The organism is Streptomyces sp. FIT100, assembly GCF_024584805.1.
Classification (GTDB): Bacteria; Actinomycetota; Actinomycetes; order Streptomycetales; family Streptomycetaceae; genus Streptomyces.
Genome location: NZ_CP075715.1, coordinates 140,782 through 153,245 on the forward strand (window position 1 = coordinate 140,782; position 12,464 = coordinate 153,245).

A 12,464-nucleotide genomic window follows, 5' to 3' on the forward strand; every position below is an offset into this window, starting at 1 on the left:
CCCGCACACGGCCGTGGTGTCACCCGAAAGCGACCGCGGCGGCGACCGATCGGCGGCAGCCCCGCCGGCCTGCGGCGCTGTGCCGCGGATGGCGCTCAGCAGGCCCTCGGGAAGGGCTGAGCCGGCCCTCAGAAGGCGGTGTACCGCTCGGGCATGGGCTGTTCCACGCCGTCCAGTTCCAGCGTGCAGCCGGGTTTCATCCGTACCAGGTGGGGCTGGTGCACCCGCACCAGGAAGCTGCGCACGGGGTCGTCCGGCAGTTCACCGCTGAGCACGGTCGTGCCCTTGCCGTGCTCACGCCGGTACGCGACCACTTTGCCGTCGACCAGGAGTTCGATGCCGCCGGTCCTGCCGGGGCCGACGTTCACGGTGATCGAGTGCGGCCCGTGGTCGATGTGGAAGTGGTGGTTACGCGACATGGCACACACACCTCCGCAGTGCAGCCGCTCCGCTTGCAGCCGGCCCTCCGGTCGGCACTTCAGACTAAGTCCGCCCCGCGCCCGCGCGCAGGTCGCGAGGGCCGTCCGGGGAGGGTGGAGGAGCATGCCCACGACGTGGACCTGAGGGTGCCGGGCCGGGAACCGGATGCGGCGGAGATGTGTCTGTCCTGGGGACAGCATCCCGGGCCCGCGCCGGACGGCCGGGCCCGGCTGCCGACGGGGGGGCGGGATGAACGCGTGGTCGGTTCCGGGATACACGGAGACCAGGGAACTCGGTTCGGGCGGCAGCGGACGTGTCGTCCTCGCCGTCCATGACGCGACGGGCACTGCGGTGGCCGTCAAGTATCTGGCCGAGCGGCTGCGCGGGGACGGGGCCTTCGTGCGGGAGTTCAGGTCCGAGGCGCGGCTGCTCGGCGGGCTGGACACGCCCCACGTGGTGCGGCTGTACGAGTACGTCGAGGCGCCGGATGGCGCCGCGATCGTGATGGAGCTGGTCGACGGCGTCGCCCTGCGCGCGCTGCTCGTGAGGGAGGGGCGGACGGGGCCCGAGAGCGCGCTCGTGGTCCTGAAGGGTTCGCTGCTGGGGCTGGCGGCAGCGCACCGGGCCGGAGTGGTGCACCGGGACTACAAGCCGGAGAACGTGCTGGTGGCGGCTGACGGTTCGTCCAAGCTGGCCGATTTCGGCATCGCGGCGCGCAGCGGCACGATGCCCGGCGTCGCGGGCACACCCGCGTACATGGCGCCGGAGCAGTGGAGCGGGGAGCCGGCGTCGCCCGCGGCCGACGTGTACGCCGCGACGGCGACGTTCTTCGAATGCCTGACGGGCCGGAAGCCGTTCTCCGGACAGAACATCGCCGAACTGGCGCTCCAGCACACCACCGTGCCCGTATCGGTGGAGGACGTTCCGGAGGGGGTGCGTCCGCTGGTCCTGGGCGGCCTCGCCAAGTCCCCCGGGGAACGGCCCGCGAACGCCGAGGCGTTCGTGGCGGAGCTGGAGCGGGTCGCCCTGGCGGCGTACGGCCCGGACTGGGAGGAGCGCGGGCAGCGCAGGCTGGCCGCACTGGCGGCGCTGCTGCCGCTGCTGTTCCCCTCGGCGGGTGGTGCGCCACCGGCGGGGATCGCGGCACGGGCGAGCACCTCACTGGGGCGCGGCCACCGGCTCGGCGGTCTGCGGCCGGACGGGCAGGGGCTGTTCGCGGGGGCCCTCGCACTCGTCCTGGGGCTCGTCCTGGTGCTGGCGGCGCGCTCGGGCGACGAGGCTACGGGCCGGGCGGCGGCCGAGGCGGTGGCGACGACCAGCGCCGTACCGGGTGCGGACGCGGCGGCACCACCGGGCGCGGAGAGCGCCTCGCCCACAGCCTCGGCATCCCCCTCCCCCTCGGCGTCCACGAGTCCGCCGGAGCCGACAGCCACAACGACGCCCACGCCGACGCCGACGCCCGCGACAACCGGTCCCTCCGCGCCGGGCACGCCGTCGCCTCCGCCGTCCGCGACCCTCTCCGCTTCCCCGTCGAGCGTCTCCGAACCGTCCGTGACACCGGAGCCGCCCGCCCCGGTCTCCGTCGTGTCCGTCTCCGTCGGCTCGCTGCGGCAGACGGGCACGTCGACCGCCGCCGCGACCGTCGACGTCGTCACCGACGGGACCGGCCCGGTGACGATCGTCCTCGACTGGGCCACGGGTGACGCCAAGGGCGGCCCCAGGACGGCGGACGGCACCGACGCCTTCGAGCGCCGCGGCGCCACGCGGTACACGCTCGCGGTCGACCACACGTTCCAGGGCCGTGGCTGCTACTGGAGCGTGCGGGCCGACACCTCACCGGCCGCCGCCAACGGCAGTTCCCGGCAGGAGATCCTCACCAGGCGGTGCACAGTCTCATGAGCGGACGGATCGAGGACGACGACGCCTACAGCGCAACAGCGCTGGCCAGCCACTGGGTCGAACGGCCGGCCCCGCCCGAGGGCCACCCTGCCGCCCCCGACCGCGTGGAGGGCGCGGTCCTCCGCTTCGGCCCGGGCGTCACGGCCGCCGTCCGCACCCGCCAGGGACACGGGCACGGCGCCGCGGCCGCCGTCCCGCACCGCACGCTCCCCGGCCCTACTCCCGCGCCGCCGCGGGCCCCCGCGCGCCGGGCCGCCTCGCGCCTCGGGGGCCCCCGCCGCTACACCCTCGCCGCCGTCGTCCTGCTGGCCGTGCTCGGCATTCTCGCCTGGGACCGGTACGGGCCGGGCGTCGGCGTCCGGAGCGTGTCCGTACGCACCGACCCCGCGGGGCCGGGCTGCGACGGCACCGCGGAGATCACCGCGCTCGTGGCCACGGACGGGCGGCCGGGCACGCTGACGTACCACTGGGTGCGCAACGACGGCACCGCGTCGGAGGAGTTCACCGAGCGGCTGGCGCGCGGGCAGCGGCAGGCGCGGCTGAGGCTGCTGTGGACGTTCCGCGGCGAGGGCGCGTACGAGGCGAGGGCCGAGCTCCGGATCACCGCACCGACCCGCCACCGCGCGGCGGCCGGGTTCACGTACACCTGCCCCCGCTGATGTCCCGGGCCCGGGCCCGCCTCCGCGCTCCGTGGCCCGAACACAGCGGATCGTGGCCCTTCCAGGACTGGCCGGAGGATCACGGCTCGCCGAAGCTGGCCACCATGAGCGAGAGCACAGCACGCATACGCGACGCACTGCGGGGACCGGGACCGCTCGACGTGGGCACGGAGGAGGGCGCCCGGCTGCTCGCCGAGGCCGCCGGGCTCGTGGTGCGGCACGCCGAGGAGGTGTCCGGCGGACCGGTGGCTCCCGACGAGCCGGGGACCGCGCGGATCCGCAAGTGGCTGGACGGCTACGACTTCCACGGGCCGCGCCCGGCCGGTGAGGTGCTGCCCGATGTGGTGGCGGCGCTGCGCCGGTGGGGGGTGCACACGACGCATCCGCGTTACATGGGCCTCTTCAACCCCACGCCCACCTGGTGGGGGGTGGCGGGCGAGTTGATCGCCGCCGGGGTCAACCCGCAGCTCGCCGCCCAGAGTCACGCTCCGGCGGCCGTGGAGATGGAACGGCACGTGCTGCGCTACCTCGCGGCCCGGCTGGGGCTTCCGGAACGGTCGGCGGGCAGTTTCACGATCGGCGGCTCGGAGGCCAATCTGACGGCTGTCGTCGTCGCCCTGACACGCCGTCACCCCGGCTACGCCGACGCGGGGCTCGCCGGGCTGCCGCGGCAGCCGGTGCTGTACGCGTCGGAGGAGAGCCATCACGCCTGGTTGAAGATCGCCCATCTCACCGGACTCGGGCGGGACGCGGTGCGGCTCGTACCGGCCGATGCGGCCTACCGGTTCGACGTGGTCCGGCTGCGCGGGCTGCTCGACGCCGACCTCGCCGCGGGCCGCGAGCCGTTCCTGCTGATCGGTACGGCGGGCACGACGGGCGGCGGCGTGCTCGATCCGCTCCCCGAACTCGCCGATGTCGCGGACGAGTTCGGAATGCACTTCCATGTCGACGCGGCATGGGCGGGTGCCGTGGCCCTGTCCGACCGGCTGCGGCCGCTGCTCGCCGGGGTCGAACGGGCCGACAGCGTCACGGTGGACGCGCACAAGTGGCTCTCGGCGCCGATGGGTGCCGGGATGTTCCTCACCGCGCATCCCGAGGCCCTCGCGGAGAGCTTCCGGGTGAGCACCTCGTACATGCCGCCGGACAGCGAGACGACAGCGGACCCCTATGTGGCGAGTGTGCAGTGGTCGCGCCGCTTCGCCGGTCTGAAGGTGTTCCTCGCGCTGGCGGCCGTCGGACGTCAGGGCTACGCGGAACAGCTGGAGCGGGACACCGCGCTCGGTGAGCTGCTCGCCGGCCGGCTGGCCGAGGAGGGCTGGCTCCGGATCAACGACACCCCGCTGCCGGTGGTGTGCGTGGTCGATCCGGACACCGACGCGGCGGGCCCGGAGCGCAGTTGGGCATGGCACTCGGCGGTCGCGGACCGCGTCGTACGACGCGGCGAGGCGTGGCTCAGTCCGGTACGCCTCGCCGGGCGCCCCGCCATCCGGATCTGTCTCACCAGCCACCGGACTCGCGCCGAGGACGTCGAGGCCGTGGTGTCGGCGCTCGGAGCGGCGCGGGTGGCGACCGGGAGCGCCCGGGCCGCGTCCGACGCATAGCCCGGTCGCCCAGGGGGACACCGCACGCCGGGCGGCACATGTCGGGCGGAACGTGTCGGGCGGGACGTGTCGGACACGGCCCGGGGCCCGGAGGGGCCGGGACCCTGGGCGCGGGCGGCACGTTCGCTGCTCGTAGGGTGGCGCCGTGACGACGAACACGAATGCGAGCATCGGGCGCCTGATCTACGGGTGCATGGGACTGGGCGGGTCCTGGGCACCCGAACCCTACGGGGCGGCGGACATCGCCGCGGCCGAGGCGGCGGTCGTCGCGGCGCTGGAGATCGGCGTCACCACCTTCGACCACGCAGACATCTACCGCCACGGGAAGGCCGAGGCGGTGTTCGGCGAGATCCTCGCCCGCACGCCGGGGCTCCGCGAGCGCGTCGTCCTGCAGACCAAGTGCGGTATCCGCCTTGCCGAGGGCGACCGCCCCGGCATCTACGACCTGCGCGGAAGCAGCATTCTGCGCCGCGTGGAGGAGAGCCTGACCCGGCTGCGCACCGATGTCATCGACGTGCTCCTGCTGCACCGGCCGGATCCCCTGGCCGACCCCGACGACGTGGCGGAGGCGCTGACGTCCCTGCACCGGCAGGGCCTGGTGCGGCGGTTCGGCGTGTCGAACATGGCGGGCGAGCAGATAGCACCACTGCTGGCCCGTCTCGACGTGCCGCTGGTGGCCAACCAGCTGGAGATGAGTCTCGACCGCCGCGACTGGCTCGAAGCGGGTGTCCTCGTGAACACTCCCGCCGCGGCCGGAGTCGGCCACCCGATGGGGACCGTCGAGTACTGCCGCGCGAACGGCATCGAGCTCCAGGCGTGGGGCGCGCTGGCGCAGGGCCGCTTCACGGGGCGCGAGGAGACCCCGCAGGAGCGGGCCACCGCAGAGCTGCTCGCCACACTGGCCGAGAAGAAGGGCACCACCCCGGAATCGGTCCTGCTGTGGTGGCTGCGGCGCCACCCCGCCGGCATCGTCCCGGTCATCGGCAGCTCCGGCCCGGAGCGCATCCGTGCCTGCGGCGACGCGGCCATGCGGGAGCCGGAGCTGAGCCACGAGGAGTGGTACGACCTCTGGCTGGCCGCGCGCGGAGCGCCGCTGCCGTAGCCGGCGCGACCGGCGTGACCGGCGTGACCGGAAGCGGAGGCGGAGGCGGAGCCATGGCCGTGGTCGCCGCTGCCGGTGTCAGACGGCCACGAGGGTGGTCTCCGTCGCCTTGACGCTGGTCCATACGGGAGTCCCGTCCGCGAGGCCGAGTTCGGCGGCGGCCTGCGGGGTGATCTCGGCGACCAGATCCGGGGCGTCGTCCGAGGTGATCAGGATCCGCAGTCTGCTGCCGCTCGCGGTGATCTCGCGCACCGTGCCGGACCAGACGTTGCGCGGGCTGCCGCTCGGCCGGTCCCGGTGGACGGAGACCGCCTCGGGAGCGATGATCGCGAGCCCTTCGGTGCCCGTGGGAAGCGGGTCCGCGACGACGAGCGTGCCGCCGCCCGGGAGCCGGAGGCCGTCGGCGGTGGCGGTCCCGGGCCAGGCGTTGCGGCCGAGCATGCGCGCGACCCACGGGGAGCGGGGGTGCCGGGTGACCTCGGCGGGCGGCGCGTCCTGGAGGGCGCGGCCGTCGTCCAGTACGAGGACCCGGTCGGCGAGCGAAACGGCCTCCACCGGGTCGTGGGTGACGATCAGACAGACCCCGCCGAACCCCGCGAGATGGCTCCGCAGGGTGTGCCGGACATGGGCACGGGTGGTCTGGTCGAGGGCGGCGAGCGGCTCGTCGAGCAGCAGCAGCCGGGGGCGAGCGGCGAGGGCACGGGCGAGGGCGACGCGGCCCGCCTGCCCGCCCGACAGCTGCGCCGGCCTGCGGTGGGCGAGATGGCCGACCCCCAGCCGGTCCAGCCACTCCTGGGCGGCGCGGCGCGCCTCGGCACGGGGGGTGCCGTGGGCCCGGAGTCCGTACGCGGTGTTGGCGAGGGCCGTGAGGTGCGGGAAGAGCGCGCCGTCCTGGGGGACCCATGCCACACCCCTGCGGTGCGGCGGGAGCCCGGTGACGTCCGCGTCTCCGAGCCTGAGGACGGCCCGGGAACGCGGTGTGAGCCCCAGGAGGGCGCGCAGCAGGGTCGTCTTGCCCGCGCCGTTGGGACCGACGACGGCGATGGTGGTGCCCGGTCCGGCGGTGAGCGTGAGCCGGTTGAAGCCGGTGACCTCGGCGTGCAGCGGCCAGGACTCGCGCGGGCGAACGCCCGCGGAGGCGGACGGGGGGACAAGGCCCCCGGCGGCCGGAGCGGGCTCCTCCGCCACCGGCGCCGGTGCCCGGGGCCGCTCGCCGGGCGCGCCGGTGAAGCGGCCGCGCAGGGCGATCAGCACGCCCATGGCGATCGCCAGCAGCAGGAGCGAGACGGATGTCGCGGCCTCCGGCTGCTCCTGGAGCAGGAGATAGACCTGGAGCGGCAGCGTCTGGGTGGTACCGGGGAGGTTGCCCGCGAAGGTGATGGTGGCGCCGAACTCGCCCAGTGCGCGGGCCCAGGTGAGCGCCGCCCCGGCGATCAGGCCGGGCGCCACCATCGGCAGGGTGACGGTACGGAACACGCGCAGCGGCGAGGCGCCCAGGGACGCGGCGGTCTCCTCGTACCGCGGACGCAGCCCGGCGAGCGCGCCTTCGAGGCTGATGACGAGGAACGGCATCGCGACGAAGGTCGCCGCGAGGACGGCGCCCGAGGTGTGGAACGGCAGGGTGAGCCCGAACCAGCTCTCCAGCCACGGCCCGAGCAGTCCCCGCCGGCCGAAGGCGAGCAGCAGGGCGACTCCCCCGACCGTGGGCGGCAGCACCATCGGCAGCAGCACGAGGGAGCGGACGAGCGCCTTGCCGGGGAAGTCCACCCGGGCCAGCAGCCAGGCCAGAGGGACGCCGAGGAGGAGGGAGAGGCCGAGCGACCAGAAGGACACGAGGAGCGAGAGCCGCAGCGCCTCGACGGCGGCGGGGCCGGTGAGGTGGGCGCCGAGCTCGCCCCAGTCGGTGCGGGCGATGATCCCGACGAGCGGCAGCAGCAGGAACGCGACGGCGAGCAGCGCGGGGACGGCCAGGGCCGGCGGGGTGCGGGGACCCGGGGAGCCGGGACCCCGGTTCGCGCCCGGGCCCGGCGTGGTGCCGGGACCGGGGGTGGCATCGGCCCCGGGGGTGGCTGCGGGACCCGGGGTGGCGCCGGGACCAGGAGGGCGCGTGCCCGCCGCCTCGTGGATGCGATTGCCTGCTCGCTTCATCGGACGTCCCGTCCCCGGGTCGGTCTCGTCACGGCTTCTGGAAGCCCGCGTCCTGGAGGATCCTCTGCGCCTCGGGACCGCTCAGCCAGGCCACGAACGCCGCGGCCGCCTCCGCGTTCCCCGACTGCTTCAGCGTGGCCGCCGGGTACTGGGCGACGGCGTTCTGCGCGTCGGGGATCTCGACCGCGTCGACCTTGTCCGCGGCGCTCGCGGCGTCCGTCCGGTAGACGAGGCCGGCATCGGCCTCGCCGAGCTCGACCTTGCTGAGCACCGCGCGGACGCTGGGCTCCTGGGAGACCGGCCGCACGGTGAGGTGCTGCGCGTCGAGGATCTGCTTGCTGTAGCGGCCGACGGGCACTTCGGGCGCCGCGAGGACGACCTTGAGGCCGCTGTCCGCGAGGTCCTTCAGCTCGTCGACGTGCTTCGGGTTTCCCTCACCCGTGGCGATGACGAGCCGGTTCCTTGCGATGACCGCCGGCGTGCCGGTGTCGTCCTTCAGCCCGTCCATCGTCCTGGTGTCGGCGGTGACCAGCGCGTCGGCGGGGGCGCCCTGCCTGACCTGGGCGGCCAGTTCCTGCGACCCGGCGAAGGAGAAGGTGATCCTGGTGCCGGGGTGGGACTTCTCGTACGCCGCACCCGCTGTCCTGAAGACATCGGTCAGGGACGCGGCGGCGAGCACCGTGAGGCGGGCGGCAGGGGCTCCGGAGCCCTTCACCGCCTCGTCACCGGTGGCGTCGCCGCTGCCGCAGGCGGCGGCGAGCGGGACGAGCAGTGCGGCCGTGAGGACGGCGGCGGCTCGGCGGCGGGTGGCGCGGAGGCGGGTGACGCGGAGGGCTGTGGCACTGCGGGCTGTGGCGCTGCGGGACATCGGAGGTGAGCTCCTTGTGACTGCGGCCGGCGGATGCCGACCGAGCGGATGGTGAGAGCTGCGCCGGTGACGGACGACGCCGCGCGAGGGTCAGCTGCGGTCGATGTGCACGTTGGTCGACTTCACACGGGCGGTCGCCCGCATGCCGACCTCCAGCCCGAGCTCCTCCACGGCCTCCCGGGTCAGCAACGACACGAGCCGGTGCGGACCGGCCTGGATCTCGACCTGGGCGGCGACGTCGCCGAGCTTGACCGCCGTGACGATGCCGGGGAAGGCGTTGCGGGCCGATGTGTACGAGGTCTCCTCCTCGCCGGTGCCGGTCTGGGCCACCTCGATGGAGAAGGCGGCCAGATCGCGGCCGTCGACCAGACGGCGGCCGGTCTCGTCGCGATGGGTGGCGACCCGGCCGGCGTCCGCCCAGCGGCGGGCGGTGTCCGGGCTGACGCCCAGCAGGCGTGCCGCCTGTCCGATGGTGTAGGACTGCATACGCCACACGCTAGAGCGATCAGGTCCGCATATGCAATGCCTCAGGATGTTTCTCCATGGCAGCTGCGAGGTGGCGGGAGGAAGGTACGAAGCGGACGCCGCACGTACGCGGTGCGTACCGGCACGGATACGGAGGGTGTGCCTACAGTGCTGGGGCAACCACCGGCAAGGAACCGGCGTTCCGTTCGACGATCAAGGCGCAGCCCATGAGTCTCAGCATCCGCAACCAGCTCCGCGGCACGGTCACCTCCGTCACCTCCGGCGAGGCCATGGCCACGGTGCGGGTCCGTCTCGAAGGGGGCGAGGACATCACCGCGGCCGTCACCGCGGACTCCGTCAGGGAGCTGGGCATCGCCGAGGGCTCCGCCGTCCGTGCCCTGGTCAAGTCGACCGAGGTGGCGGTGGCGACCGGGCCGGTCGAGGGCGTGAGCATCCGCAACCAGATCCCCGGCAAGATCATGGCCATCGCCATGGGCGTGGCCATGGCGAGCCTCAGACTCGAGGTGGAGGGCGGCGAACTGACGGCCGCGATCACCAAGGAGGCCGTCGACGAGCTGGGGCTCTTCGTCGGCTCGTCCGTGATCGCCCTGATCAAGTCCACGGAGGTCGCGCTCGCGACCGACTGACCGGCGGCCTGTCCCGAGCCCGGCCCGGGTGTCCGGGACCGCTGGGCGTCCGGGGCCGTCCGGAGCCCGGCCCGGGAAGCCGGGGCGCGGAACCCGGCGCCCGGCTTCGCCGTGTACCTGCTGGGGCACGAGCCGCCCGCCGTCGCCTGGGACTCCCTCCCCCGTAGCCTCCGGCACGGGAGGTGCCCCCCATGCTGCGCCGACCCTACTTCCGGCTCCCGTCCGGCCGCGCGGCGGCGCGGCCGCGGACACGGTGCTGCGCGAGGCGTGGGAGAGGGCCGCGACGGAGCGCGTCGAGATCGCCTGCGGCGGGGGGTACGGGCGCACGGGCACCGCCCTGGCGTGTCCGGCGGTGCTGGACGGGCTGCGGGGCGCCGAGGCGGTCGCGTACGTCCGCGAGTACTATGCGCGGCGCGCGGTCGAGACACCGTGGCAGCGGAGGTACGCGGCGCACTTCGGGTGACCGGCCCGGGGTCCGCGCCCCGGCTTTCCGGGCGCCGGGCCCGCCGGGAGCGGCCGACGCAGACCTCGGCCGCGCACCAGCCGCCCCGAGGGCAGCCGTACGACTCCGGGGCCCTGTTCCTGCCTTGTGGCGGTCACCGCGCCGGCCTGACCCGTTTCCGGAACCCGGCAGATCCCGCCCGGCGTCGCGACGCCCGCAGACCCTCCCCCGCAGCCCTTCGGCACCCGAGGCGCCCCCATGCCGCATTGGCGCAATCGTCCGAGTACGTCCGCCCGAGGGGCAGCCGCACGACTCCGGGGCCCTGTTCCTGCCATGTGGCGGTCACCGCGCCGGCCCAGGCCGCTCCCGGAACCCCCGGCAGATCCCGCCCGGCGCCACGACGCCCGCAGACCCTCCCCCGCAGCCCTTCGGCACCCGAGGCGCCCCCATGCCGCATTGGCGCAGTCGTCCGAGTACGTCGGCCCCGAGGGCGGCCTAGGCTGGCGCGGTAACCGCCACATGGCAGGAATCGGCACCGCCCGGCGTCGCGACGCCCGCAGACCCTCCCCCGCAGCCCTGCGGCACCCGAGGCGCCCCCATGCCGCATTGGCGCAGTCGTCCGAGTACGTCCGCCACGAGGGCGATCCTCCGCCTTGCGACGGCACGCACCCGAGCCGCGCACCCGACGCCGCGCACCCGACGCCGCGCACCCGGCGCCGGGCGCCCGGCCCTGTCGGCGGACGGCGCCAGGCACCGGACACGGCCCGGCCCTGGGCGCTCTTGTCCCCGGGGGCGGACTGCCCCGACAGTGGCGTGCATGGCGATCGTTGTGCTGCTGGGAACACTGGACACCAAGGGCGAGGAGTACGGCTGGCTGCGGGAGCGGCTGCTGCGGCGCGGAGTCGACGTCCTCGTGGTCGACACCGGAGTGATCGGCGAGCCTCGCATCTCCGCGGATGTCCCGCGCGCCGACGTGGCCCGCGCTGCGGGCGTCGAGCTCGCGCGGTTACGTGCCGAGGGCGACCGCGGCGCCGCCGTGACCGCGATGGCGCACGGCGCCGCCGAGACCCTGCTGCGGCTCCTCGGGGAGGGGCGGCTGCACGGGGTGCTGGCCATCGGCGGCAGCGGCGGGACGTCCATCGCGACCCGGGCGATGCGGGCCCTGCCGCTCGGCGTGCCCAAGCTGATGGTGTCGTCCATGGCTTCGGGCGACGTCGCGCCGTACGTCGGGTCCGCCGACATCACGATGATGTACAGCGTCGTCGACATCGCGGGGATCAACTCCGTCTCGGCTCCGATCCTGGCCAACGCCGCCGACGCCGCGGCCGGCATGGCGCAGGGCTACGCCGCAGCGGCCCGTGCGCTGCGCCCGGCCGACCTCGGGGCGGGCGGCAGACCGCTGGTCGCGGCGAGCATGGCGGGGGTGACGACGCCGGGGGTCGACGCCGCCCGGGAGCGGCTGACCGAGCTCGGCTACGAGGTGCTGGTGTTCCACACCAGTGGCGCCGGCGGCCGCACGCTCGAATCGCTGGCCGGGCAGGGGCTCTTCGCGGGCGTGCTCGACCTGACCCTGAGCGAGCTCGCCGACGACCTGGTCGGCGGCATCCTCTCCGCGGGCCCGGACCGGCTCACGGCCGCCGCGCGCCACGGGGTGCCGCAGGTGGTGAGCCTGGGCGCGCTGGACATGGTGAAGTTCGGACCCCTGGCCACCGTGCCGCCGCAGCATCTGCGGGACCGCCATGTGCGAGTCCACAATCCGTCGATCACCGTCATCCGCACGACGGAGCCGGAGTGCGCCGAGCTCGGCCGGCGCGTGGCCGCCAAGCTCCGCGAGGCCACCGGCCCGGCGGCGGTGTGCATCCCGCTGCGCGGTCTGTCGACGCTCGGCGCCCCGGACGGCCCCTACCACGATCCGGCCGCCGACGAGGCGTTGTTCGCCGCGCTGCGGGACGGGCTGCGGGGCAGTGGTGTCGAGGTGCGGGAGGTCGGGACGCACATCAACGACCCCTCGTTCGGCCGCGCTGCCGCGGATCTCCTCCACGGACTGATCGGCGCGGCCGGGGGCGCACCCGCGGCCGCCTGCGCATGACCCCGTGGATCCCGGCGTCGGCAGGGGCGCGGGCCGTGCCCCACCGGCGTCCTACGGCCTCGTCCGGTGTCCGGCGCGGAGCGGGAGGGAGGGTCGGCGCCCCGCCCGGTCCCGGTGCCGTACG

The 12,464-nt window shown here is 74.9% G+C and carries 10 protein-coding genes and 1 pseudogene; 7 read left to right on the forward strand and 4 right to left on the reverse strand.

Annotated elements, in window-relative coordinates; all coding sequences use genetic code 11:
• Window positions 1-128: 128 nt before the first annotated feature.
• Window positions 129-419, reverse strand: coding sequence for a hypothetical protein (locus tag KK483_RS00595; protein ID WP_242332118.1), 291 nt, complete (start codon window positions 417-419; stop codon window positions 129-131).
• Between the two features lie 250 nt (window positions 420-669).
• On the opposite strand from KK483_RS00595, the gene KK483_RS00600 reads away from it, so the two are divergent.
• The 4 genes from KK483_RS00600 (at window position 670) to KK483_RS00615 (ending at window position 5,681) form a co-directional block, all read left to right on the forward strand.
• A complete protein-coding gene (locus KK483_RS00600; protein WP_262002803.1) occupies window positions 670-2,319 on the forward strand; it encodes a serine/threonine-protein kinase in 1,650 nt (549 codons plus the stop codon).
• Complete coding sequence (locus KK483_RS00605; protein WP_262002804.1) at window positions 2,316-2,978, forward strand: hypothetical protein; 663 nt, start codon at window positions 2,316-2,318, stop codon at window positions 2,976-2,978. The genes KK483_RS00600 and KK483_RS00605 overlap by 4 nt, the downstream gene beginning before the upstream one ends.
• 104 nt (window positions 2,979-3,082) lie before the next feature.
• Window positions 3,083-4,579, forward strand: a complete 1,497-nt coding sequence (locus KK483_RS00610) for a pyridoxal-dependent decarboxylase (RefSeq protein WP_262002805.1) — start codon at window positions 3,083-3,085, stop codon at window positions 4,577-4,579.
• Between the two features lie 145 nt (window positions 4,580-4,724).
• A complete protein-coding gene (locus KK483_RS00615; RefSeq protein ID WP_262002806.1) occupies window positions 4,725-5,681 on the forward strand; it encodes an aldo/keto reductase family oxidoreductase in 957 nt (318 codons plus the stop codon).
• A 78-nt stretch (window positions 5,682-5,759) separates the two neighbouring features.
• On the opposite strand, the gene KK483_RS00620 is transcribed toward KK483_RS00615, so the two are convergent.
• The 3 genes from KK483_RS00620 to KK483_RS00630 form a co-directional block, all read right to left on the reverse strand.
• Window positions 5,760-7,829: an ABC transporter permease gene (locus KK483_RS00620; RefSeq protein WP_262002807.1), complete on the reverse strand. Its 2,070-nt coding sequence runs from the start codon at window positions 7,827-7,829 to the stop codon at window positions 5,760-5,762.
• 28 nt (window positions 7,830-7,857) lie between these two features.
• A complete protein-coding gene (modA, locus tag KK483_RS00625; RefSeq protein WP_262002808.1) occupies window positions 7,858-8,697 on the reverse strand; it encodes a molybdate ABC transporter substrate-binding protein in 840 nt (279 codons plus the stop codon).
• A 90-nt stretch (window positions 8,698-8,787) separates the two neighbouring features.
• Window positions 8,788-9,183, reverse strand: coding sequence for a molybdopterin-binding protein (locus tag KK483_RS00630; protein WP_262002809.1), 396 nt, complete (start codon window positions 9,181-9,183; stop codon window positions 8,788-8,790).
• A gap of 206 nt (window positions 9,184-9,389) precedes the next feature.
• Here KK483_RS00630 and KK483_RS00635 point away from each other — a divergent pair, with 206 nt between their 5' ends.
• From KK483_RS00635 to KK483_RS00645, 3 genes and pseudogenes are all read left to right on the forward strand, one after another.
• A complete protein-coding gene (locus KK483_RS00635; protein WP_262002811.1) occupies window positions 9,390-9,809 on the forward strand; it encodes a molybdopterin-binding protein in 420 nt (139 codons plus the stop codon).
• A 111-nt stretch (window positions 9,810-9,920) separates the two neighbouring features.
• A pseudogene (locus tag KK483_RS00640) lies at window positions 9,921-10,272 on the forward strand (protein phosphatase).
• Between the two features lie 796 nt (window positions 10,273-11,068).
• Window positions 11,069-12,340, forward strand: coding sequence for a Tm-1-like ATP-binding domain-containing protein (locus KK483_RS00645; protein ID WP_262002813.1), 1,272 nt, complete (start codon window positions 11,069-11,071; stop codon window positions 12,338-12,340).
• Window positions 12,341-12,464 lie beyond the last annotated feature (124 nt).